Source organism: Roseateles puraquae (assembly GCF_002205845.1).
GTDB classification, from domain to species: Bacteria; Pseudomonadota; Gammaproteobacteria; order Burkholderiales; family Burkholderiaceae_C; genus Pelomonas; species Pelomonas puraquae.
The window spans coordinates 41,135-65,265 of sequence record NZ_NISI01000004.1 but is presented as its reverse complement, the minus strand read 5'-3'; the positions used below and the strand labels follow the sequence as shown (position 1 = coordinate 65,265).

Annotated in this window: 17 protein-coding genes; 11 read left to right on the top strand and 6 right to left on the bottom strand. The window is 69.0% G+C overall.

What is annotated here, in order from left to right:
- Both CDO81_RS11750 and CDO81_RS11745 read left to right on the top strand, forming a co-directional pair.
- Complete coding sequence (locus tag CDO81_RS11750) at nucleotides 1–828, top strand: AraC family transcriptional regulator (protein WP_088483408.1); 828 nt, start codon at nucleotides 1–3, stop codon at nucleotides 826–828.
- Between the two features lie 162 nt (nucleotides 829–990).
- Nucleotides 991–1,446, top strand: coding sequence for an SgcJ/EcaC family oxidoreductase (locus tag CDO81_RS11745; RefSeq protein ID WP_158218251.1), 456 nt, complete (start codon nucleotides 991–993; stop codon nucleotides 1,444–1,446).
- 25 nt (nucleotides 1,447–1,471) lie between these two features.
- Here CDO81_RS11745 and CDO81_RS11740 read toward each other — a convergent pair whose 3' ends face one another.
- Nucleotides 1,472–1,951 (bottom strand): hemerythrin domain-containing protein, encoded by a 480-nt coding sequence (locus CDO81_RS11740; protein ID WP_088483406.1) that lies wholly within the window; start codon nucleotides 1,949–1,951, stop codon nucleotides 1,472–1,474.
- A gap of 44 nt (nucleotides 1,952–1,995) precedes the next feature.
- Entirely contained in the window at nucleotides 1,996–3,393 is a 1,398-nt protein-coding gene (gene argH / locus CDO81_RS11735) for an argininosuccinate lyase (RefSeq protein WP_088483405.1), read from the bottom strand.
- Nucleotides 3,394–3,483: 90 nt separating this feature from the next.
- Between argH and CDO81_RS11730 the strand changes: the two genes are divergently transcribed.
- From CDO81_RS11730 to CDO81_RS11720, 3 genes are read left to right on the top strand one after another with little or no spacing between them, the layout of a single operon-like run.
- Nucleotides 3,484–4,593 carry a sensor histidine kinase gene (locus CDO81_RS11730; RefSeq protein WP_241516965.1) on the top strand — a complete coding sequence of 370 codons (1,110 nt, stop codon included), beginning with the start codon at nucleotides 3,484–3,486 and terminating at the stop codon, nucleotides 4,591–4,593.
- Nucleotides 4,590–5,420 (top strand): LytR/AlgR family response regulator transcription factor, encoded by an 831-nt coding sequence (locus CDO81_RS11725; RefSeq protein WP_088483404.1) that lies wholly within the window; start codon nucleotides 4,590–4,592, stop codon nucleotides 5,418–5,420. Before CDO81_RS11730 ends, CDO81_RS11725 begins: the two co-directional genes overlap by 4 nt.
- A complete protein-coding gene (locus CDO81_RS11720) occupies nucleotides 5,420–6,625 on the top strand; it encodes a hypothetical protein (protein WP_088483403.1) in 1,206 nt (401 codons plus the stop codon). The genes CDO81_RS11725 and CDO81_RS11720 overlap by 1 nt, the downstream gene beginning before the upstream one ends.
- Nucleotides 6,626–6,647: 22 nt before the next feature.
- On the opposite strand, the gene CDO81_RS11715 is transcribed toward CDO81_RS11720, so the two are convergent.
- The 4 genes from CDO81_RS11715 to CDO81_RS11700 all read right to left on the bottom strand — a co-directional run bounded on the left by CDO81_RS11715 (nucleotide 6,648) and on the right by CDO81_RS11700 (nucleotide 14,133).
- Nucleotides 6,648–9,335: a serine/threonine-protein kinase gene (locus tag CDO81_RS11715; protein WP_088483402.1), complete on the bottom strand. Its 2,688-nt coding sequence runs from the start codon at nucleotides 9,333–9,335 to the stop codon at nucleotides 6,648–6,650.
- On the bottom strand, nucleotides 9,335–9,913 hold the full coding sequence (locus CDO81_RS11710) for an ECF-type sigma factor (protein ID WP_088483401.1): 579 nt from the start codon (nucleotides 9,911–9,913) through the stop codon (nucleotides 9,335–9,337). Before CDO81_RS11710 ends, CDO81_RS11715 begins: the two co-directional genes overlap by 1 nt.
- Before the next feature lie 79 nt (nucleotides 9,914–9,992).
- Nucleotides 9,993–12,791: a phosphoenolpyruvate carboxylase gene (gene ppc, locus CDO81_RS11705; RefSeq protein ID WP_088483400.1), complete on the bottom strand. Its 2,799-nt coding sequence runs from the start codon at nucleotides 12,789–12,791 to the stop codon at nucleotides 9,993–9,995.
- A 91-nt stretch (nucleotides 12,792–12,882) separates the two neighbouring features.
- Nucleotides 12,883–14,133 carry a cytochrome-c peroxidase gene (locus tag CDO81_RS11700; RefSeq protein WP_088483565.1) on the bottom strand — a complete coding sequence of 417 codons (1,251 nt, stop codon included), beginning with the start codon at nucleotides 14,131–14,133 and terminating at the stop codon, nucleotides 12,883–12,885.
- 115 nt (nucleotides 14,134–14,248) lie between these two features.
- On the opposite strand from CDO81_RS11700, the gene CDO81_RS11695 reads away from it, so the two are divergent.
- The 6 genes from CDO81_RS11695 (at nucleotide 14,249) to CDO81_RS11670 (ending at nucleotide 24,111) form a co-directional block, all read left to right on the top strand.
- Nucleotides 14,249–15,712 (top strand): ATP-binding protein, encoded by a 1,464-nt coding sequence (locus CDO81_RS11695; protein WP_158218250.1) that lies wholly within the window; start codon nucleotides 14,249–14,251, stop codon nucleotides 15,710–15,712.
- Complete coding sequence (locus tag CDO81_RS11690) at nucleotides 15,709–16,398, top strand: response regulator (RefSeq protein ID WP_088483398.1); 690 nt, start codon at nucleotides 15,709–15,711, stop codon at nucleotides 16,396–16,398. The genes CDO81_RS11695 and CDO81_RS11690 overlap by 4 nt, the downstream gene beginning before the upstream one ends.
- Before the next feature lie 476 nt (nucleotides 16,399–16,874).
- The gene (locus CDO81_RS11685) at nucleotides 16,875–19,931 is read left to right on the top strand and encodes a TonB-dependent receptor (RefSeq protein ID WP_088483397.1); all 3,057 of its coding nucleotides are present in this window, start codon (nucleotides 16,875–16,877) and stop codon (nucleotides 19,929–19,931) included.
- Between the two features lie 237 nt (nucleotides 19,932–20,168).
- Nucleotides 20,169–20,864: a SapC family protein gene (locus CDO81_RS11680; protein WP_088483396.1), complete on the top strand. Its 696-nt coding sequence runs from the start codon at nucleotides 20,169–20,171 to the stop codon at nucleotides 20,862–20,864.
- A 40-nt stretch (nucleotides 20,865–20,904) separates the two neighbouring features.
- Complete coding sequence (locus tag CDO81_RS11675) at nucleotides 20,905–21,843, top strand: cupin-like domain-containing protein (RefSeq protein ID WP_241516964.1); 939 nt, start codon at nucleotides 20,905–20,907, stop codon at nucleotides 21,841–21,843.
- 24 nt (nucleotides 21,844–21,867) lie between these two features.
- A complete protein-coding gene (locus tag CDO81_RS11670; RefSeq protein ID WP_206602098.1) occupies nucleotides 21,868–24,111 on the top strand; it encodes a DUF6445 family protein in 2,244 nt (747 codons plus the stop codon).
- Nucleotides 24,112–24,131: the final 20 nt, after the last annotated feature.

Below are 24,131 nucleotides of genomic sequence, written 5' to 3'. Positions count from 1 at the left end.
ATGCTGACCTACCGCCAGACCCCGCCCATCCCCGCCCTCGGCGGCATCGTGGCGCGCTTCTCGCAGCGGCGCTGCCGCGAGGCTCAGCGCCATGTGCCGGCCTTCGACCTGCCGGCGCGCCTGGACCGGTTCATCGAGTTCTACCTGGGCGAGCCGGTGCGAGTCGGCACGGGAGCCGAGTCGCCGCGCGCCGTGCCTGAGGTGGTCCTCGTGGCGCCGCACACCCGCCCGGGCAAGCGTCTGCAGATGCTCGGTGATGTGGACACCTTCACCATCCACTTCGAGCCCACGGGGCCGCACCGGCTGTTCGGCCTGCCGCTGCAGGGGCTGGCTGACCACGCGCTGGCGGCCCCGGATGCGCTCGGCACCGCGGTGCTGCGCCTGCGCGATCGCTTGGCACGGGCACCGGACTTCGACGCCCGCGTGGCCTGTGCCACCGCCTGGCTTGGCGAGCGGCTGGCAGCCGCACGGCCGGCGGACGGGCTGGATGCCTTGGTGGCCGCCCGGATCACGCCGGGCATGGGGCCGGCCGCTGCCACGGACAACGGCCGCGTGGCGCTGTGGGCGCGCCAACTGGGCTGGAGCGAGCGCCACCTGCACCGGCGCTTCATCGAGCGCACCGGCCTCCCGCCCTCGCTGCACGGCCGCCTGCTGCGCTTCCAGTCGCTGATGCAGGCCCATGCCCGCGCACCGGCGTCGCCGCTCACGCAACTGGCGCTGGAGGCGGGCTATTTCGACCAGTCGCACTGCATCCGGGACTGCCGCGCCTTCACCGGCCAGCCGCCAGGAGCCTTCTTGGCCGCTTGGCCCGACCTGGGTCGCCCTTGATCGCGTTCATGTCCGATCCGTGCAATCGCTCGGGGGCTGGGCTGCCTAGAGTGGAGCGATGTTCCACCGCCGCCACCTGCCGCCATGCCCTCATCCCATCGCCGTCACTGGATGCAGCGCTGCTTGAGCGCCGCGGTATTGCCTCTGCTCGGAGCCAGCCCCATGCCCACCTCATCGTCACCCCTTGCCACCCCGACGCCCATCGAGCCTGCCGTGGCCGCGCTGCTGCGCGTGATGGAAGACACCTGGAACGCCTCCGACATGGATGCCATGTTCGCGGTGGCCACGCCCGACATCCACTGGGTCAACGTCGTGGGCATGCACTGGCAGGGTCATGCGGCCGTGAAGCAGGCCCATGTGGTGTTCTTCGACCTCATGTTCCGCGGGGTGCCGCTGAAGCTGGAAGCCGTCGAGCATGTGAAGACCTTGCCCGGCGGCCTGCGGCTGCTGGTGGTGCGCTGGCTGCTGGGGGCCTACAAGACGCCGTCAGGTGAACCCCGGCCGCCGTCGCAGAACCGCATGTCCATCCTGGCGGTGCCCGGGCCGGACGGGCTGTTGATCAGCCACGTGGCCAACATCGAGGTCAATCCGCATGCGGCGCGTCACAACCCGGTCTGACCGGGGCGCCAGCCCGGCGGTGTCGTCAGTGGCCGCAGCTGCTGCCGCCGCAGCCTGAGCCACTCTCACCGGCGGCCACCGCCTCGCGGCGCTCGCCCGTGAGCGGGTCGAAGCCCAGCTGCTCCATCGTGAAGACCAGAGCCGCGTCCATCATCTCCGCATGTTGGGGGAACCAACCGGCCAACTCGGTGCGCAGGATGTTCAGCGGCTCGCGGTCCTTCAGCTCGGTGGCGTAGCGCAGCGCCTCGCGCATCACGTTGAGCACCATCTTGTGCTGGCTCGCGTGGCAGTTCACCGGCTCGAAGCCGCAGCGCGCCATCCAGTCCTCCTCCATCGCGAAGTGGGCCTCGGTGTGCGCCAGCAGCGCGTGATAGGCGGGAAGGGCGTCGTCGCCTGCGTCGAGCGCGGCGCCAAAGGCATTGAGCAGCCCCACGAACTCTTCGTGGGTGTGGTCGAGCTGGGGCTGGTTCAGGACCAGCTTGTCGGTCCAGGCGAGGGTCGTCATCGTCGAATGCTAGGTCGGGTGTCGATCAGCCGTGTTGCGCCAGCTCAAGCCAGCCGGGCGCGGTGGCGCTCGACTTGCGCGCGCACCTGGGCGGGTGCGGTGGCGCCCAGCACATTGCGCGCATTGAGCGACCCTTCGAGGGACAGCACTTCGAACACATCCGCCTCCACGCGGGCATCGAAGGCCTGCAGCTGCGCCAGCGTCAGCGCGGCGAGGTCCACGCCTTGCTGCGAGGCCGTCTTGACCGCATGGGCCACCACCTCGTGCGCGTCACGGAAGGGCAGGCCCTTCTTGACGAGGTAGTCGGCCAGATCGGTGGCCGTGGCATGGCCCTTCAGGGCCGCGGCACGCATGGCCTCGGGCTTGACGGTCAGGCCGGCCAGCATGTCGGCAAAGATGCGCAGGGTGTCCTTCAACGTGTCGACGGTGTCGAACAGCGGCTCCTTGTCTTCCTGGTTGTCCTTGTTGTAGGCCAGGGGTTGGCCCTTCATCAGGGTCACCAGGCCGACCAGGTGGCCGACCACGCGGCCCGTCTTGCCGCGGGCGAGCTCCGGCACGTCCGGGTTCTTCTTCTGCGGCATGATCGACGAGCCCGTGCAGAAGGCATCCGGCAGGGCGATGAAGCCGAAGTTCTGGCTCATCCACAGGATGAGCTCCTCCGACAGCCGCGAGATGTGGATCATGACGAGCGCTGCGGCCGATGAGAACTCGATGGCGAAGTCGCGGTCGCTCACCGCGTCCAGGCTGTTCTGGCAGACGCCGTCCATGCCGAGCGTGCGCGCCACGCGCTCACGATCCAGCGGGTAGCTGGTGCCGGCCAGGGCGGCGGCACCCAGCGGCAGGCGGTTGACGCGCTTGCGTGCGTCGGCCAGGCGCTCGGCGTCACGGGCGAACATCTCCACATAGGCCAGCAGGTGGTGGCCGAAGCTCACCGGCTGGGCCACCTGCAGGTGCGTGAAGCCGGGCAGGATGACGTCGGCATGCTCGGCGGCCTTTTCCACCAGGACGCTCTGCAGCGCGCGCAGCAGGCTGCTGATCTCGTCGATCTCGCCACGCAACCACAGCCGCACATCGGTGGCGACCTGGTCGTTGCGGCTGCGGCCCGTGTGCAGCCGCTTGCCGGCAATGCCCACGCGCTCGGTCAGGCGGGCCTCGATGTTGAGGTGCACGTCTTCGAGGTCGAGCTTCCATTCGAACTGGCCGGCCTCGATCTCGGCGGCGATCTCGTTCAGGCCCCGCTGGATGGCGGCGTGATCTTCCGTGCTCAGGATGCCCTGGGCTGCCAGCATCTCCGCATGCGCGAGGCTGCCCGTGATGTCGGCGCGCCACAGGCGCTGGTCGAAGCCCACGCTGGCCGTGTAGCGCTTGACCAGGTCGCTCATGGGTTCGGAGAACAGCGCAGACCAGGCTTGGGATTTGTTGGCGAGTTGGTTGTCGGACATGGGGCAGCGTGGGGAAATCAGCGCGCACAATGCGGCGCAGCCCGGGATTATCGAACGCCAACAAAACAACCCGCTTCGTGGGCCCCTGTCATGTTCTTCTTCAAGCGCCGCGCCCCCATGCGCCACAGCGTCTGGCATGAGTCCATGCAGCTCAGCCAGTGGCTCGGCTTTTCGGCGACCGAACTGCCCGACCTGCCGGAGCTGAGGACGCCGCCGCTGCTGGATGCCACCCGGGCCTTCGACGTCTGCCACGTCGGCCTGGTGCTGCGGGCCGTGCTTGGCGTGCAGCTGCTGCTGGCCCTGGGCGCAGCGTTGGTGGCACGAGACCTGTTCCAGTGGTTCACGCTGACCGCCAACGGCACCGTCGTGACCATGTTTGCCGTGCTGTCGTGGCTGCTGATCGTGTGCGCGGCCAAGAAGCTCTGGCCGCGGCTGCCCGAGCCGTTGCAGTGGCTGGTGCTGATGAGTTTGGGCAGCGCCTGCGCGCTGATGGGCTTCGGGCTGCTGAGCTTCACCTGGATCGAGCCCGCCACCGCCTGGCGCGTGGGCAGCGTGGCCGCGGCCGGCGCGAGTGGCGCGGGCTTGCTCCTGGCCTGGCTCAAGCTGCGCGAACACACCCAGCGGCCTGCGGATGCGCTGGCTCAGTTGGTGGAGCTGCAATCGCGCATTCGCCCCCACTTCCTGTTCAACACGCTCAACAGCGCGATTGCGCTGGTGCAGGTCGACCCGGCGCGAGCCGAAAGCGTGCTGGAGGACCTGGCCGAACTCTTCCGTGTGGCCTTGGCCGATGCCAGCGCCTCGGTCACGCTGGAAGAAGAGATCGACCTGGCCCGCCGCTACCTTGCCATCGAGCAGATCCGCTTCGGCAAGCGCCTGCGCATCGTCTGGCATCTTGACCCCGAAGCCAACGCTGCCCGAGTGCCGCCGCTGCTGCTGCAGCCGTTGGTGGAGAACGCGGTCCGCCATGGCGTGGAGCCCAACGACGACGGCGGCGAGCTGGAGGTGCGTACACGCCGCCACGGCGCGGAGGTCGAGATCTGCATCGTGAACACCGTCGGCGCGCCATCGCGCACGGCCGGCCACGGCCTGGCGCTGCGCAATGTGCGCCAGCGCTTGAAGCTGATGCATGACGTCGCGGCCCAGTTTGACATCGAGCAGACCGAAGACCGCTTCACCTTGCGCATACTCGTGCCGCTATGACGACACCCCTGCGAATCCTCATCGTTGACGACGAGCCGCTGGCCCGGCTGCGCCTGCGCGGGCTGGTCGACGCCATCACCGAGCCACGCTGTGAAGTGCTGGCCGAGGCGGCCACCGCCTCGCAAGCGGCGAGCTGGCTGCGCGAACATGGTTGCGACGTGGTGCTGCTGGATGTGCAGATGCCGGGTGCCGACGGCCTGCAGTTCGCCGACGGCCTGGCCCAGCGGCTGCCAGGGGTGCCGGTGCCCTTGATCATCTTCGTGACCGCGCACGCGGTGCATGCGTTGCGCGCCTTCGAGCTGGAGGCGCTGGACTACCTCACCAAGCCCGTGCGCCGTGAACGGCTGCAGGCGGCCTTGGCCCGCGCGGCCCAGCGCCTGGCCGAGCGGGCCGCGGCCCAAGCCGGCCCGGGCGGTGAGGGCGACCGGGCGGCGACCCCCGAGCCCAACGACTTCATCACGCTGACCGACCGGGGCCGGCTGCTGCGCATCCCGGTGTCGGACGTCCTGTACTTCAAGGCCGAGCTCAAGTACCTCACCCTGCGTACTGCCAGCGAGAGCCTCGTGATGGACGGCGCGCTGTCGGAGCTGGAGCAGCGCCTGGGCGACCGCTTCCTGCGGGTGCACCGCAATGCGCTGGTGGCGCGATGGGCGGTGCGGGAGCTGGAGCGGCATGCGCCGACCGACTTCGGTGAGCTGGACGGTGGCGGCGCCCCGGAGGCCGCCGACAGCTGGGCGGTGCGCATCGTGCACGTGGATGAATGGCTGTCGGTGTCGCGCCGGCAGGTGGCGGCGGTGCGGGAGGCGCTGGCGGGGTTGAAGGGCTGATGGGCGACGGCGGCCGCAAGCTGCTTGCCGCGCTGGTGCTGGTCGGCCTGGTCGCCGGGTTGGGCTGGCATGCCGTGCACGATTCGGCGCCCAGCCCGGCGCCGTCGGCCCCAGACGTCGTGCCCGGCAGAGCTGGCCGCCCGGCAAACTGGCCAACCCCTGCAGCGCGACCACGACCGGGCTCGGCGGCGAGCGGAGCGTCCGCACGCGCGGCCAGCGAGCCCGGCGGCCAGCGCCGGGCACAGGGTGCACAGGCCTCCGCGCAAGACGAGGTACCGCCGGAGGGGATCGAACTGTGCGGTGTCGGCCGATGGACAGCCGAGGAGATCCGGCAGCGGGGGCTGCCCTGGTTGAAGGCGCAGATGGACCGCTCGATGCAGCAAGGCGATCTGGCGCTGAGCCGCATGGCCAGCCGGCTGGCGGCGGGCACGATCCGGCAGCAGGTGGCGGCTCGTCTCGTCATGAGCGATGTCGAAGGTGCGGCGCTGCTGGCGGCCGGCAGCCAAGACGCCACGGCGTACCAGATGGCACTGACCTCGTGCGGTTCGCCGGTGCACGGCCCTCCGGGGCCTCAGTGCCAGCAGCTCAGCATCGAACGTTGGGCGGCGCTTGATCCGGGGGATGCGCGGCCGTGGCTGCGGCTGCTGGTGCGGGCGGTTTCGCAACGTGATGAGGCCGCGGCGGATGCTGCGCTCGCCCAGGTGGCTTCGCGCACGCAGTTGTCAGCCGGCTCGTTCCTGCTGGAGTCGCAGGTGGCGCCCATCGCTTCGATGGAGCCCGATGGCCTCGCGCGTGAGCACGCCTTGGTCAAGGTGATCGGCATCGATGCAGCGATGCCGGGGGTGGACATGGTGGGCCTGACGCGCGCCTGCGCTGTGCAGCATCCCGCGCATTCGCGCCGCCTGCCGCGCTGCCGGGCCGCAGCGGCTCAGTTGCTGTCGGCCTCGCGAGACCTCGTGGATGCCAGGATCGCGCAGTCAGTGGCCGCTCGTGTGGGCGTGCCGGCGTCGGCCCAATCCCATGACGCGGCGACGCTCAAGGCGGCCATGGACGTGTTTGCAGAGGAGGCCGGCGGGTCGGTCGGGTTCGATTGCCAATCGGCCGGGCGCATGCATCGTTTTTCCGAGCGGCGCGCGGCGGAAGGAGAACTCGGGTTGGCGCTGAGTCTGCTGCGGGATCGGCAGGCGCGCGAAGCCAAGCCCTGACGATTCAAGCGGCGGCGGCCTGCTACTTGCGCGGTTTCAGCTGCTCGTACCGCCGGCGCAACACGGACTCCGGCGACAAGGCCGCCGCCGCCGGCGCCAGTTCGGCCAGCAAAGCCTCCGCCCGGGCGCGGTCACCTGCCTGCAGCAGCAGGGCGTGCCGGCGCAGGCCGGGGGCGATGCGGCCTGGGTGGCCGGCAGGCAGGATGGCTGTGGTGGCCGCCCAGGCAGCGTCGTTCAAGGGCAGGGCGTCGGCAGGCCGTTGTTCGCCCATGGCTTGAGCGGCGCGCAGCTGCAGCCAATGGGCACGGTTGGCGCCGTACAGAGCCTGCTCGGCTGCGCCCACCTCCTCCAGCAGTCGTGCCGCGTCGGCCCACTGGCCCAGGGCTTGCGCGTTCTCTGCCCGTAGCAGCTGGGCCGTGAGGCGGTCGGTGTCCGTGGCTTCGCGCGGCTTGCGCTCCTCCCACAGCAGGCTCAGCTCGGCCGCGGCTTCGGCAAAGCGGCCCTGGCGTTGCAGCCAGCGCACATAGGCCGTGCGGGTCAGTTGCGTGCCGGTGGCCTGCACTCGGCCGTGGAGCTTGATTCGCTCAGCCAGCGTGGACCTGAGCCAGGGGCCGGCCCGTGGATCGTCCTGCGCCAGCCACAGGCGGCCGATTTGCAGCTTGGCGGTGGCCAGTGGCATCGTGACCTGGCCGCCGGCCCGGTCCAGCTGGTCGCGCAGCGCAGCCTCCATCAGCGGCCGGGCTTCCTGCACTTGGCCCGCGTCCAGCAGCAGGGTGCCCAGCTCGCCCCGCATCTCGGGCAGGAAGGCACTGCGCGGCCCGTAGATCCGCTCGTACGAGGCCAGCACCTCGCGTGCCAGTTGGAGGCCCTCGTCGAACCGACCTTGCTCGACCAGCAGACGAGCCAGCTGGCGCTGCGAGGTGAGGACGGATTCATCGCCCGACTTGATCTCGCGCTTGATGTCCAGCGAGCGGCGGAACGCGCGCTCGGCGGCGCCGATGTCTCCGGCTCGCCAGTAGGCGCGAGCGAGGTTGTGCATGACCTGCGCGACGTTGAGGCTGAGCTCGCCCTCGGTCGCCGTTCGCCGCTCCAGGGACGATGCCAGCAAGCGGCGCGCTTCGCTCACCTGGCCCAGGTTGGTCAGGCTGATGCCCAGGCGGTTCTCCGCATTGGCGATGCGGCCGATGTCGGGCGGTCGCCCCTGCAGCGAGAGCGCCAGGGCGCGCCGTGCCGGCGCGATGGCGGCCTCGGGTCGGCCGGTGTTGGCATAGGCCAGGGCCAGGTTGGCCTGCAGCCGCTCTTCCTCGTCGGGGGCGAGGTCAGGATTCTTCAGGCCCTGCTCAAACATCTCGGCGGCCTGCTGCATCTGGCCCAGTTTTTCGTAGACCTCGCCGAGCACGGCCTGCAGCCGGGCCCGTTGTGCGGGCTGGTCTTTCAGCGAGTCGGCGAGTTTGGCCCGGCCCTTGTCGATCAGCTCGCGGGCGGTCACGTCATGGCGGGTGCCTGTGGCCGGGTCGGCACCCTGGAAGAGCGAGATCATGAAGCGGCTGACCTCACGCGTGGTGCGCGCTTCGGCCTCGGCGCGGTCGCGCTGGGCGATCAGGCTGAAGGTGAAGGCGGTGCTGCCCGCAGCCACAGCGCTGCCCACCAGCACCCAGGGCCAGCGCCGGCGCAGCCACTTGGTGGCCACATAGCCTGTACGGCGTGGCAGCGCCGCCAGGGGCAGGTGGGCGCGGAAGCGCCGCAGGTCGGCCAGCAGGCCGCTGACGTCAAGGTAGCGGTCCGCGGGCTGGGCTTGCGTGGCATGCGCGACGATCGCGTGGAGTTCGTGCCGGCGCGGCCGCGGGTTCAAGGGCTTGAGCAGTTCCTCCAGCAGGCGGCCGAGGCTGTAGATGTCGGAAGCCGGTGTGGCCGCTTCGCCGGCTTGCTGCTCGGGGCTGGCGTAGCGGGGGGTGAGGCCGGCGCTCGTGCCGCCTGCAAGCTCGCCGTCCTGGCCGTCAAGGTGGGCGATGCCGAAGTCCAGCAGCATGGCCCGACCATCGCTGCCCACCAGTACATTGCCGGGCTTGATGTCGCAATGCACGATGAGCTGCCGGTGGGCATGCGCGACCGCGGTGCAGACCTGCTCGAACAGTGCCAGCCGGGCGTCCAGTCCCAGGCCCTGCGCGTCGCAGTAGCGGTCGATGCGCTCGCCATCGACGTACTCCATCACGAGGTAGGGGCGGCCCCGTGGCGTGGTGCCGCCGTCGATCAGCCGGGCGATGTGCGGATGGTTCAGCGACGCGAGAATCTGCCGTTCACGCGCCAGCTGTGCCAGTGCGTCGGGCGTGGACCAACCCAGCAGCAGCTTGATGGCGGCCCGCTGCCGGTAGTGGCCGTCGCTGCGTTCAGCGAGGTATACGCGCCCCATCCCGCCGTGCCCGAGTTCTTCGGAGAGCGTCCAGGCGCCGAGCCGGTCGCCGGCCTTGAGCTCCGGCGCTGCAGACTCCAGCGCGGCCGCCTTCAGCGCAGCCAGCGGCGCCGAGAAGCCGGTGGCTTCGGCCCGGTCGGCTTCGAGCATGGCCCAGACGCGCTGCCGCAGCGCCTCGTCCGGCTCTGCGGCCTGCAGGCGTGCCCGCTGCTCGGCGGGGTCGCTGATGTCGCAGACCTCGTTGAACAGCGCCTTGACCCGCGCGTGCTCACTGGCGGTGTCGGCGCCGGTGCTCGTCATCAGGCTTCCAGCTCGCGGCCGAGCTGTTCGGCGAGCCAGGCACGGCCGAAGCGCAGCTCGCGGTCGATGGTGCGGGTGGACACCTCCATCACCTCGGCGATGTCGTCGCGGCTCAGGCTGGTGAAGTAGGTCATTTGCAGCACCTGCATGGCGCGCGGGTCGATGGCTTCGAGTTGCAGCAGCAGCCGGTCCAGCGTCAGCACATCGGCCGCCATGGACTCCTCGCCCACCGACAGGCCGCTGAGCGTGAGCTTCAGGGCGCCTCCGCCGCGCTTGTCGCGCAGCCGGGCGCGCGCGTGGTCGCACAGCACGCTGCGCATCGTCAGCGACACCGTGCCGAAGAAGTGGGCCCGGCTTTGCCAGTCCTGTTGCGGCGTGGCCATCAGGCGCAGCAGCGCCTCGCTCACCACGTCCCCGCGGCTCAGGGACGCATCGTTGGCTGCGCGCAGCCGCGAGGCGGCCATGCGCAGCAGGTCGCGGTGCAGGGTGCGAACCAGACGGTCGAAGGCATCGCTGCTGCCGCCTTTCCAGGCCTGCAACAGTTGGGTGAGGTCTTCGGTGTCGTCCGCCGCGTTCATCTGCGGCGCGAGTTTAGTCAGGCCGACAGCCCCGGTGCGACCCGTCTGCAGGTGACAGGCAATACCCGGGGCGGGACGCTCAACCGGTGTTGCGCAGGCCGGCCGCGATGCCGTTGATGGACAGATGGATGCCGCGCTGCACCCGCTCCATCGCCGGGTCGTCGGCCTGGGTGCGGCGGTAACGGCGCATCAGCTCCACCTGCAGATGGTTCAGCGGGTCGATGTAGGGGAAGCGGTGCTCGATGGAGCGGGCCAGCGACGGGTTGGCCGCCAGGCGCTTGTCGTCGCCGGTGATGAGATTCAGCGCCGCCTGGGTGCGCTCGAACTCGGCCTTGATGGCCGTGAAGATGCGCTTGCCGAGCTTCTTGTCCTCCACCAGTTCCACGTAGCGTTCGGCCAGGGCGAGGTCCGCCTTGGCCAGCACCATGTCGAGATTGGACAGCACCGCCCGGAAGAACGGCCAGCCCTTGAGCATGCGCTTGAGCAGGGCGAGGTTCTTGGCGCGCTGCGTGGGCTCCTCACCCAGGAAGGCTTCGACACCGGAGCCAAAGCCGCACCAGCCGGGCAGGGCCACGCGGGCCTGACCCCAGGAGAAGCCCCAGGGAATGGCGCGCAGGTCTTCAATGGCGCGCGTGGCCTTGCGCGAGGCCGGACGCGAGCCGATGTTCAGCTCGGCGATCTCGCGGATGGGCGTGCTGGCGAAGAAGTAGTCGGCAAACCCCGGCGTGCCGTAGACCAGGCCGCGGTAGGCCGCGAAGCTGGCGTCCGACAGTGCCTGGGCGGCCTGCAGGAAGCTCTTGGGCGCGCTCTGCGTGGGGTGCAGCAGTGTGGCTTCCAGCGTGGCGGCAACCAGGGTTTCGAGGTTGCGCCGGCCGATCTCGGGGTGGGCGTACTTCGAGGCGATCACCTCGCCTTGCTCGGTCAGGCGGATCTGGCCGTTCACGGTGCCCGGGGGCTGCGCCAGGATGGCCTGGTAGCTCGGGCCACCGCCGCGGCCGACGGTGCCGCCACGGCCGTGGAAGAGGCGCAGCGTCAGCGGTCCGACGCGGCGCAGTTCGTCGAAGAGCTCCACCAGCGCGATCTCGGCGCGGTACAGCTCCCACGACGACGTGAACATGCCGCCGTCCTTGTTGCTGTCGGAGTAGCCAAGCATGATGTCCTGCTCGCCGCCGGAGCGGTCCACCATGCCGCGGATGCCGGGCAGGGCGTAGAACTCCCGCATGATGTCCGGCGCGATGCGCAGGTCGCCGATGGTCTCGAACAGCGGCACGATGATCAGGTCGCTGGTGGCGTACTCCGACAGCACGCCGCGCAGCAGGCCGGTTTCCTTCAGCAGCAGGGCCACTTCCAGCAGGTCGCTGACCGATTCGGTGTGCGAAATGATGTAGTGGCGCAGCGCCTCGCGGCCGAAGCGGTTGAGCGCCTCGCGGGCGGTCTCGAAGGTGGCGAGCTCGAACTGGGTCTTCTCGGTGTACGTGGCACCGATGACGCGCAGCGGGCGGGCGTCGTTGAGGAGGCGCAGCAGCAGCGCGCGCTTGGTGGCTTCGTCCAGCGCCGAGTAGTCGCCCTCGATGCGGGCGGTGGCCAGCAGTTCGGCGACGACGAGTTCGTGCTGGTCGCTGCTCTGGCGCAGGTCGAGCGTGGCGAGGTGAAAGCCGAACACCTGCACCGCACGGATCAGCGGCGCCAGGCGCGGGGCGATGAGGGCCTCGGCGTGGTGACTCTTGAGGGAAGCCTCGATGGTGCGCAGGTCGGCCAGCAACTCGTCAGGGCTTCGATACGGGTCTTGCGGCGCGACGGCATGGCGAAGGGCTTCGGTGCCGGTCAGCTCGTGCAGCGTGGCAGCCAGACGGGCGTACATGCCGGTCAGCGCGCGGCGATAGGGTTCGTCCAGCCGGTGGGCGTTCTGGTCGGGGCTGCGCTCGGCCAGCAGTTGCATCTCGGGCGACACGCCGGTCAGGCGCAGCGAGATGGACAGCTCGGCCCCCAGTTCATGCAACTCGGTGAGGTAGTGGCGCAGGGCCACTTCACTCTGGCGCTGCATGGCGCGCTTGAGTGTGGCCGCGCCGACGTTGGGGTTGCCGTCGCGGTCACCGCCAATCCAGTGGCCCATGCGCAGGAAGTTGGGCAGGGCATGGCCGGGCAGGTGTTCTTCCAGCTCCGCGTAGAGCTTGGGAATCTGGCGCAGGAAGGTCGACTGGTAGTAGGAGAGCGCGTTCTCGATCTCGTCGGCCACCGTCAGCTTGGAGTAGCGCAGCATGCGCGTCTGCCAGAGCTGGGTGATGCGGGCGCGCAGCAGGCCCTCGACCTCGCGCAGCTCCCGTTCGGTGGCCGCGCGGTCGCGTGCCTCCAGCAGGGCGGCGACGGCGCGCTCGGCGTCCAGGATGCTCTTGCGCTGCACCTCGGTCGGGTGGGCGGTCAGCACCGGCGAGATGAAGCCGCGCTTGAGCACCTCGGCGATCTCGGTCGGCCGCACGCCTGCTTCGTGCAGGTGCTCCAGGCAGTAGGCGAGTGAGCCGGGCTGCAGGCTGCCGGCGCGCTCATGGATGTCGCGGCGGCGGATGTGGTGGCGGTCTTCGGCGATGTTGGCCAGGTGCGAGAAGTAGCTGAAGGCCCGGATCACGCTGACTGCCTGCTCGCCAGACAGGCTCTTGAGCAGCTTGTCGAAGCGCTTGCCGGCCTCCTTGTCGTGCTTGTGGCGGTAAGCCACCGACAGCTGGCGGATGCGCTCCACCAGCTCGTAGGCCTCGCGCCCCTCCTGTTCGCGGATGACGTCGCCCAGGATGCGACCGAGCAGCCGGATGTCGGCCACCAGGGGCTCGTTCTTGTCGACCTTCTTGTCGATGTCTTGGCGGGCGGGGGCAGCGCGAGGAGGCATGGCGGAGCTTCCGGAGGAGGAGTTGCTATAGGAGAAGTAACGAAGTTACCTCCGCGAGACTCTAGCAGTTTCCTCTCCGGCATGGGCCCTCTCACTGCGTGCCGGCAGGCAGGGCGAAGCCGTCGGTCAGCGTCCGCAGGAAGGCCACGATGTCGGCCGCATCCTGGGGCGTGATGGCCGGCGGCTGCCCGGCGCGCCGGAACGGTGCGCCTCGCTGCACGTTGGTGCGCAGGCCAGCGGGCAGGTCGTTGTAGAGCTGGACCTGGCCGTTCACGGTGGGGTACCAGCGCGCGGGATCGAGGTCTCGCGTCGCGTAGAAGGTCACGACGTCTTCGAGCGTGGCGAAGCTCGCGTTGTGAAAGTACGGCGCGGTCAACGCCACGTTGCGCAGGCTGGGTGTGCGGAACATCCCACACAGGTCATTGCGGCCGGCGAGGTCGCTGCGCTGCGGGCCGCACAGCCCCAGGTCGAAGAACGATGGGTCAGCCGTCGCCTGGCTTCGATTGCGAGGCACGCCGAGGGCGTGATAGCTGAAGTTGGTGAAGAGGGCGCGGCCGATGCCGGGCGCGGGGCGGCTGTCGTGGCAGCTGGCGCAATTGCCGCGCTGCGGGTCGTTGAAGGCGGCCAGGCCACGCTGCTCCTGTGCGGTGAACGTGGTGCGGCCGTCCTGCACGGCGTCGAACTTGCTCGTGAACGGGTGGAATCGCGTGTCCTCCGCCTGGAAGCGGGCGAGGGCGTTGACGGCGGCGTCGACGAGCTGGTCGTCGGTGGCGGCCGCGGGCAGGGCGGCGGCAGCGCGCAGGTCGCCCGCATAGGGCAGGGCGCGCAGCCGCGTCGCCAGGGCGGCGACGTCGGTGTTGGCCATCTCGTCGGCATTGAAGAGCGGGCCGCGGGCCTGTTGCTGGCGGGTGTTGGCCCGGCCGTCCCAGAACAGGCCGCCGCGCGGGCGGCCCTGGGCGTCGAAGCCGAAGGCGCCGGCCTGGTCGAGATAGCGCGCACTCGGGGTGCTGCGCAGGCCCTGGTGCGTGCCATCGGCACCGCCCAGCGGCAGGAAGCCTGCGGCGTCGGCATGGCCACGGGTCTCCACGTGGCAGGTGGCGCAGGCGAGCTTGCCGCTGGCGGACAGGCTGACCTCGTTGAAGAGGCGGTTGCCGACGTCGGCCAGCGTGGGCACGGGGACGGGTGTGGGGGCCGGTGTGCGAGGCGTGCGAACCGCCTCGGCATTGGTCGTGGCGTCCTGGCTTTGTGTTGAGGCGTCGACGGTGGTGCTTCCGCCGCCGCAGCCGCTGAGGCCCGCGATCAGCAGGGCGATGAACCAGGCGGGGCGCAGTCGGGTGGGCATGGCGATCTCCGTGTTGTTGTGGCGTCGCCAGATTGCGGGCCGAGCTGGCGGCCAGCATGGAGAAACTGTGGAGGGCGGCTCCACAGTTGCCGGGCAAGATGTGCGGATGCGTCTCGTGCATCAACTGTCTTTGCTGCTGGTGGCCACCGCGTTGGCGTCGGTCGCAGCCGTGGCCGGCCTCGTGGTGTGGAACCTGCGGGCCGGCTTCTCGGACTACCTGCAGGTGCAGGACGGCGAGCACCTGACGCGCCTGATGGAGGCGGCGGAGCGCGACCTGTCGCGGCGCAGCGTGATGCCGACCGACTGGCGGCCGGTGCTGCGCGACTGGCTCGACGCGGCGCGTGTGTCGTCCGGCCGGGGTGGGCCCGCTGAGCCGCTGCCGGAGGCAGAGCCGCCACCGCCCCGCGAGGCCGGTGCCGACCGCCGGCCGCCGCCAGAGGTGCGGCGAGACCCACCCGGGCGGCGTGACCCTGCCAATTTCGGCCCCCGGGTGGTGGTGCTGAGCGCTGATGGCCAGACGCCGCTGGCCGGTCGACGGGAGATGGTCAACCGACCCGGGCAGGTGCGTGCGGTCAAGGTGAGCGGGCAGACGGTGGTGCTGCTGCGCCTGGCCGACCGGGCGGGCCCGGTCGAGGGTGTCGATGCCAGCTTCTTGCGCCGCCAGTATGTGGGTCTGGCCCTGGTGGGAGGCGGTGTGCTGCTGGTGGCCTTGTTGCTGGCGTGGCGGGTGGCGGTGCGCTGGGCCCGGCCGCTGGCGCAGGCGCAGGAGGCGGCCCGGCGGATCGCTGCGGGCGAGTTCGAGGTGCGTCTGCCCACGCCGCGCGACGGGGCGGGGGCCAGCGAGATCGCTGGCTTGCACGGCGACATCAACGCGATGGCGGCCTCGTTGTCGCGTCTGGAGTCGAGCCGGCAGCGCTGGATCGCCGAGCTTTCTCACGAGCTGCGCACCCCACTGGCCGTGCTGCGTGGTGAGGTGGAGGCCTTGGTCGATGGCATCCGGCCGCTGGACAAGGCTGCGGTCGTGTCGCTGCAGGACGAGGTCAAGCGGCTGTCCCGCCTGGTGGAGGACTTCCATCTGCTGGCCACTTCAGAGCTGCGGGCCCTGCCGTGCGACTTCGACGAGGTGGCGCCCGCAGCCTTGCTGCAGGCGGCCGTGGAGCGGGTGCTGCCGCGGGCCAAGGCGCTGGGCCTTGCGGTGGAGTCGGCGGTGCCTGCCGTGTTGCCCGCCGCGCGCTGGGATGCCGGGCGGATATCGCAACTGCTGGCGAACCTGCTGGAGAACAGCCTGCGCTACACCCACGCACCAGGCCGGGTGAAGCTGTCGGCGCGCGCTGTCGGGCCGGCCGTCGAGGTGCGGCTGGAGGACACGCCGCCGGGCGTGCCGGCCGCCGACCTGGAGCGCCTGTTCGACCCGCTCTACCGCGTGGACCCGTCGCGCAGCCGGGCCTTTGGCGGCTCAGGCCTGGGCTTGGCCATCGCCCGCGCGATTGCCCAGGCCCATGGCGGGCAACTGCGGGCCGAGCCGGCCGCACTAGGCGGGTTGGCGGTGGTGTTGACGTTGCCGGTGAGGCCCTCATGACCGATCTCATCCTCGTGGTCGAAGACGAACCCAAGCTGGCCGCCCTGGTGCAGGACTATCTGCATGCCTCGGGTTTTCGCACCGAATGGCTGGCCGATGGCCGCCAGGCGCTCGAACGCTTGAGGACCGGGCCGATGCCGGCGGCCGTGCTGCTGGATGTGATGCTGCCGGGGCTCGATGGCCTGGAGGTGTGTCGCGCGGTCCGTGTCTTCAGCGACGTGCCCATCCTGATCAACAGCGCCCGGGTGGAAGAGCTGGACCGGCTGCTTGGGCTGGAGCTCGGTGCCGATGACTACGTCTGCAAGCCCTTCAGCCCGCGCGAACTGGTGGCCCGGGTCAAGGCACTGCTGCGGCGCGCGCAAGGGCGGCTCGCGCCGGTGTCGTTGGTGCAGGTCGGCGGCGGCTTTGGGGTCGATGAGGCCGGGCAGCGGGTCGTCTGGCGTGATCACGCCTTGGCGCTGACGCCGGTGGAGTTCCGGCTGCTGCGCCAGTTGCTGCAGCAGCCGGGCCGCGTGTTTGAGCGTGGGCAGTTGCTGGATCTCATCCACGAGGACTTCCGTGACGTGTCGGACCGCGCGGTCGACAGCCACATCAAGAACATCCGCCGCAAGCTCGCCGCGCTGCCCGAAGACGCAGCGCGCATCACTTCGGTCTATGGGGTGGGCTACCGGCTCGATCTCGCGTAGAACACGGCCGGGCCGGTGCCGCGTCGAGGGCTTGGACGGCGCTGTCCACCTGGGGATTCGGGAAAACCACAGCCAGCCGGGGCATTGAACCCGGCCCCTGAATCGTCTATCGTAGACAGCGTTGTCAATTTGACTCTCCGGCGACCCAGTGCGGGTGTCGGCTGAAGCATTGAGATCGCTACCAAAGGTGGTGAGGTCAATGCTGCGCCGCCGCACGGTCTGGGCCTGCAGGCCAGGGAGTGAAGAGGGGCAGCATCCGGCTGGCTTGGCGCGAAACCACAACAGCGGCTCGCGTAAACCCTGAAGTGCAGTCGGGAGCAGGTCAATACAGTCGGTCCGCTATCGGGGCGCTCTTTTTTTGATACGGGCTGATATCGCTACCAGTGCACGAATCAGCAGCGTTATCAAGACGGCTCGATCCCATAAGAATTCATCAGCAATCGGCCCACGGGCCGCAAGAGCAAGCAAGGAGACAAATGAAACACCCCCAGACCCCGAAAACCCGGCGTGCGCCCTCGCAGTCGCGCCGCATGAATCCCGTCGCGCTGGCCTCATCGGTGGCGCTGCTGACCGGCGCTGCCGCGGTGCAGGCGCAGCAGGATGCGGCTTCACAGTCGCTCGAAAAGGTCGTCGTCACCGGTATTCGCAAGTCGCTTGACAGCGCTGTCAGCCTCAAGCGCGAGAACCGCGGCCTGGTCGACGGCATCGTGGCGGAGGACATCGGCAAGTTCCCGGACACCAACCTGGCCGAGTCCATGCAGCGCATTGCCGGCGTGTCCATCGACCGCAATGCCAGCGGCGAAGGCTCGCGCGTGACGGTGCGCGGCGTCGGCCCCGACTTCAACATGGTGCTGCTGAACGGTCGTCAGATGCCGACGTCCGCCATCAACCAGCTCAACGGCGGCGCCAGCGGCTCGCGCGCCTTCGACTTCGCCAACCTCTCGTCCGACTCGATCTCCGCGCTGGAGGTCTACAAGACAGCCCGCGCCGAGTCGCCCACTGGCGGCATCGGTGCCACGATCAACATCAAGACGGCCCGCCCGCTGGACCTGCGCGAGCGCGTGGCCAGCATCGGCGTCAAGGCGAACTACGACGCCTCCGTCTCCCGCCTGCCCGAGGAGCTCAAGGGCAGCAAGGTGACACCCGAGATCTCGGGCATCTACAGCGACACCTTCGCGGATCGGACCGTCGGCATCGCCATCAGCGGCAGCTACTCCAAGCGCAGCTCCGGCTCCAACAATGCCTACACGCAAAACGGCTGGAACGCGTCGGCGGCCGGCACCGGCCCGCTGACCACGGTGGCCCCGGCGAGCAACATCAAGAACGCTCCGACCAGCGGCATCTACGCCTACACGAACGACATGCGCTACTCGCTCACCGGGCTGGAGCGCGAGCGCCTGAACGGTCAGGCGGTGTTGCAGTTCGCCCCGAGCAAGGACCTGAAGTTCACGCTCGACCACACGATGGCCGTCAACAAGGTCAAGGCGCTGAACTCCGAGAACTCCGCCTGGTTCGGCGGCAGCTTCTCCGGCGCCCTGGGCAATTCGCCCGCCACGACCTTCACAGCCGGTCCCATCGCGACGCCGATCACCCAGACGGCCATCTGGGACGGCACGCACGACTACGGCATGAACCAGGGCCAGTTCGCGCAGAAGACCAAGCTGAACTCGACGGGCCTGAATGCCAACTGGAAGGTCAGCGACGCGCTGAGTCTCGAGCTGGACGCCCATTCGTCCAAGTCCAAGACCTCGCCAGACAGCCCCTACGGCACCTACGCCATCCTGGACCTGGCGCTGTTCAACCAGGGCAACACGACGGGCTACTACGACCAGAAGCTGCCGATCATGTCCTCGCCGGGCATGACCTACGACCCGAACAAGACCACGGTCACGGGCTCGCAGTTCAACAGCAACCTGGCCGACCAGACGGTGGACCAGTTCCAGACCCGCGCGACCTACAAGCTCGGCGCCGACGACAAGCTGCTCGCCGGCCTGGGCTTCACCAAGCTGAAGAACCGCGCCGCCAGCGCCAACAACTTCCATGGCGACTGGGGCGGTATCGGGCCGCAGGGTTCGTTCAAGAACGTGCCGGTGTCGACCTCCAGCCTCGGCGGCTACTTCAACCGCATTCCGGGGCATGACGACCCGCGCCTGTACGCCAACTTCTATGTGCCCAACTTCGAGGCCCTGCGCGCGCAGGCCGTGCTCAATGCGCAGAAGTACGGCACGTCGAGCACCGGCAACGTGCCGCTGTCCGCGGCTGCCGCCGAGGCCTATTTCAGCGCGCTGCCGGACTACAGCACCGGCAACGACTGGCGCACCACCGAAAAGTCCACGTCGGCCTTCGGTCAATGGGATCACGCCTTCGACACGGCCATCCCGATGAACGTGTCGGTCGGCCTGCGCTATGAAAGCACCAAGGTCGACTCCGCATCGCAGGTCACGTCCTACTCGGGCACGGTCTGGAATGCCGAGAACGAGGTGCAGCTGACGGGCGGCACGAGCACCTTCGGCAGCAAGTCCGGCAAGTACACCTACTGGTTGCCGAGCATCGACTGGGATGCCGACCTGGCCGACAACGTGAAGGTCCGCGCGAGCTACGGCGTCAACATCGGTCGCCCGGGCTGGGATCAGATGCTGGGTGGCGTCTCGCTGAGCCCTAACGCGCGCTACAACATCGGCGGCACGGGCTCCACGGGTGACCCGGCGCTGAAGCCGCTGAAGTCCAAGAACCTGGACCTCTCGGCCGAGTACTACTACGCCAAGTCGTCCTATGTCGCCGTGGGCGCCTTCTACAAGAAGATCAGCGACTTCGTCAGCACGACGGTGGTCAACACCACCGTGGCGGGCCTGAACCAGCCGGCCAGTGGTACCTATTGGCAGGCGGCGCTGGCGTCCGGCCTCACGCCGGACAAGGCCAAGGCGATCCGCAACTACATCTTCAACAACTACAACGGCCAGACCGGCGTCAAGATCACCGACGCGAGCGACCCGAGCTTCATCAAGGGCGACATCACGGGCGCCGTGGCGGGTGCCCAGCCGATGGTGTTCCAGATCACGTCCTACGCCAATGGCGCCGGCGACAACATCAAGGGCTTGGAGTTCAACTTCCAGCACATGTTCGGCAACAGCGGCTTCGGCGTCTCGGGCAACTACACCGCGGTCAAGAGCGGCCTGAAGTTCATCAACACGAGCCTGGGTACGCAGTCGGGCCTGGTGGGCATCAGCGATTCGGCCAACCTGGTGGGCTTCTTCGAGAACGAGACCTGGTCTATCCGAGGCGCCTACAACTGGCGCGGTGAATTCCTGGCCGCCCGCACCGATGGTGCCGGCAACAACCCGGTCTACACCGAGCCCTACGGGCAGCTGGATGCCTCCATCGGCTACAAGATCGGCAAGAACCTGACCCTCCAGGCTGACTTGCTGAACCTGAACGACGGCTACATCCGCCAGCACGGTCGCACGAAGGAGCAACTCGTCTCCGCGCTGCAGACTGGCCGCCGCTACCTGATCGGCGCACGATATCGGTTCTGAGCGCTCAGTGCGACGCGCAGCGCCTGCCCCGCGGGGCAGGCGCTGCAACCGTCGCTCTTGTTGGCCGGGGCAGGCGCTGGACGCTCGCCTCGGCCAAGTCGTTTCCTGAGATCTTGATCAGCGCCTCGGGTGACTGCCTGACGGCAGAATCACCCGACCTGTCTCGGCAACGCGACCCCGTCCAACCGCTTTCGCGCGCCCGGCCTGCCGCCGACGCCGGAACCCCCGACCCATCCCATGCTGCAACTGCTCAACAACATCCAGCACAAGGACCTTCGCATCGTCACCCAGCGCGGCGCACAGTGGGGCGACGACTTCATGTCCGCGCCCGCGACGGTTGACGAATTCCGCAAGCTCCAGGCGCATTACCCGATCGTCTTCCAGCCCGACGACAAGGGCGGCTTCGTGCCCACCGTGCTCTTCGGCCTTGAGGCGGGCGAGAACCTGTTCCTGGACGGCAAGGGATGGGCCGCCGACTACCTGCCGCTGTCGGTGCAGCGCATCCCGTTCGCCATCGGCGTGGCCGAGGACGAGCTGCGCATGATGATCGACCCGGACAGCCGGCGCGTCAGCCGCGGCGCCGAGGGCGAGGCGCTGTTTCTGCCGCATGGCGGTCTGACCGATTTCACCGAGAACGCGAATGCCGTGCTGCGTGCGCTGCATGAGGGGCTGCAGGCCACGACCGACTTCGTGCAGACCTTGATCCGCCATGAACTGCTGGAACCCCTCGTGCTGGACGTCGAGCGGCCCGACGGCTCCCACGGGCAACTGACCGGCTTTCACATCATTCATGAGGAGCGGCTTGCCGGCTTGAGCGCAGACCACGTGGCGCTGCTGCATCAGGCGGACTATCTGATGCCCATCTACATGGCCGTGGCCTCGCTTTCCAACTTCACTTCGCTGATCCAGCGCCATCTCGCCCGCGGGGGTTGAGGCGATGCAGGCCGAGGCACTCGGGGCCATCCCTGCTGACGTGCTGCAGTCCACGCAGCCGGTGTTGCTGCCCGGCCTGGTGGTGCATTGGCCGCTGGTGCAGGCCGCAAGGCGATCGGACGCAGATTTCTGCGACTACCTGCGGGCCTTCGACTCCGGGCAGCGGCTGATGACCTGGCGAGGCTCGCCGGCCATCGGCGGCCGCTTCTTCTACAACGACGATTTCTCCGGCTTCAACTTCGCGCGCGAGGGCCACACGCTGGGCGCGGTGCTCGACGAGCTGTTGGCGGGCTCCGCCGACGCCGTCTACATGGGTTCAACCGCCATCGACGGCGCCTGTCCGGCGCTGCGCCAGCACAACGACCTGCCCGCATTGGCTGGCTTCAACCCGCTGGTCAGCCTGTGGCTTGGCAACCGCATCCGGGTGGCGACCCACTTCGATCTGCCCGACAACATCGCCTGCGTGGTGGCGGGCCGGCGCCGCTTCACGCTCTTCCCGCCTGATCAGGTGGCCAACCTCTACATCGGCCCGCTGGACCTGACGCCTGCCGGCCAGCCCGTGAGCCTGGTGGACCAGGCCCGGCCCGACCTGGCTCGCTTTCCCCGTTACGCCGAGGCCTTGCGGCATGCGCAGGTGTTTGACCTGGAGCCGGGGGATGCGCTCTTCCTGCCCAGCCAGTGGTGGCATGGCGTCGAGTCGCTGGACCCGGTCAGCGGGCTGGTGAACTTCTGGTGGCGCCAGTCGCCGCCCTTCATGGACACGCCGCTGAACACCTTGATGATGGCGTTGCTGACGCTGCGCGACCTGCCGCCGGCCCAGCGCAACGCCTGGCGTGCGCTGTTCGACCATTACGTGTTCGATGCCAACGGCGAGACGGCCGCACACATCCCGCCCGGCGCCCGCGGCATCCTCGACCCCATCAACGACCACAGCGCGCGCCAACTGCGCGCGATGCTGCTGAACCGCCTCAACCGATAGCCGACAGGGCGCCGCCCCATGACCATGCCAACCGCTCCGAAGCCCGTCCGACGTGTCGTCATTGCCGGTGGAGGCACCGCCGGCTGGATGGTGGCCGCGGGCCTGTCCAAATGCCTGGGCCAGCAACTCGACATCTGCCTGATCGAGTCCGACGAGATTGGCACGGTCGGCGTCGGCGAGGCCACCATTCCGACGCTGCACCTGCTGCACGAGGTGCTGGACCTCGATGAGAAAGAGTTCATCCAGGCCACCCAGGCCACGTTCAAGCTTGGCATCAGCTTCGAGAACTGGCGGGACGTCGGCCAGCACTACTTCCACTCGTTCGGCCGCACCGGCAAGGGCCACTGGACGGCCGGCTTCCACCACTTCTGGCTCGAAGGCCGTCAGCGTGGCCTGGCCAGCGACTACGGTGACTACTGCCTGGAGCTGCGCGCCGCGCTCGACAACCGCTTTGCGCTGTTGCCCGACAACGGCATCAACTACGCCTACCACTTCGACGCCACGCTCTACGGCCAGTACCTGCGCCGCTACTCGGAGGCGCTGGGCGTGCGGCGTTTCGAAGGCAAGATCGTCCAGGTGCAGCAGGCGACCGCGGGTGGTGACATCACCGGCCTGCTGCTGGACAACGGCCACCTGCTGGAAGGCGACCTCTTCATCGACTGCACGGGCATGCGCGGCCTGCTGATCGGGCAGACGCTGGGCGTGGGCTACGAGAGCTGGTCGCAATGGCTGCCCTGCGACAGCGCACTTGCGGTGCAGACGACGTCGGTCGGTGAGCCCGTGCCCTACACACGCTCCATCGCCCACCCCTGGGGCTGGCAATGGCGCATCCCGCTTCAGCACCGGGTCGGCAACGGCATCGTCTTCAGCAGCCGCCACGTGAGCGACGACGAGGCCAAGGCCGCGCTGCTGGCCAACGTCCAGGGCGACGTGTTGCGTGATCCGCGTGTCATCCGGTTCACACCGGGCCAGCGCGAACTCGTCTGGCAGCGCAATGTCGTGGCCATCGGCCTGTCCAGCGGCTTCCTGGAGCCGCTGGAGTCCACCAGCATCCACCTCATCCAGAAGGGCCTGACGCGGCTCGTGGAGCTGTTCCCGGCGGACGGGATCTGCCAGAGCGACGTCGACGAATACAACCGCCAGGCGCGTGAGTCCATCGAGCACATCCGCGACTTCATCATCCTGCACTACCACGTCACCCAGCGCGCCGACTCCGAGTTCTGGCGGCAGTGCCGTGACATGGAGATCCCGGCCTCGCTGCAGCACCGCATCCAGCTCTTCCGCGACTCCGCCCGCTTTGCGCCGGTCGCGGGCGACCTCTTCGCGGAGAACTCCTGGGTGCAGGTCATGATGGGGCAGGGCATTGCCCCGCGCAGCCACCATCCGATCACGCGGCAGATGGACAACGCCAGCCTGGGTGACTTCCTCGGCTCGATCCGAAAGGAGGTGGCGCGCACGACGATGAAGCTCCCCAAGCACCACGAGTTCATCAGCCACTTCTGCCCGGCGCCCGCGCCCTGGATGAACACCGCCGCCGACACCCGGGGTGGCCCCAGGCTCAACATCAACCCAGCGGCCGTCTTCGAGACCCTGACCCTCGACGACGGCTCTCGCGTGCTCGTGGTCGACGACTTCGTGCGCGACCCCGACGCGCTGGTGGCCCTGGCCCAGGTCCAGGCGGGTGCCGGACGGTTCAAGCCGGTGCCCGGCCACCCCTATCCTGGCCCGCGGCTTGACCTGCCTGAGCCCATGGCAGGTGAGCTGGCCGAGTTCTTCGAGGCCCAGGTGCGCGGGGCGCTGCGTGCCGGCGAGCCGCTGGGCATGTCCAGCCGCTTCTCGCGGGTGATGCAGGACCCGGCGACGCTCGACCCGCGCCAGCGCCTGTGCCACCGCGATGGTTCGGGCTTGCAAGCCAACGAGACCATCGTGGCCTCGGTGCACTACCTGTTCCGCGACGCGCGGCTCGGCGGCACGGTGTTCTTCCGCTCGCTGATGTCGGACGCTGACACGGCGCAGTTCCTGCGCGATGCCGGCACGCTGGACGGCCCTGCATTCACCGAGCGCTACGGCATCGCGCCGGGCTACATGACAGCCAGCAACCGCTACTTCGAGGTCATCGGCCGGCTGCCCGCGCGCTGGAACCGGGCCGTCTTCTACGACGGCGGCGTCTTCCATACCGGCGACATCCAGTGGGCTCACCGTGACGCCTACCTGCAGGATCCGGGCCGCCTCACGGTCAATGCCTTCTTCAAGCGCCGCAGGCCTTGAGGGATTGCAGGCACTGCAGG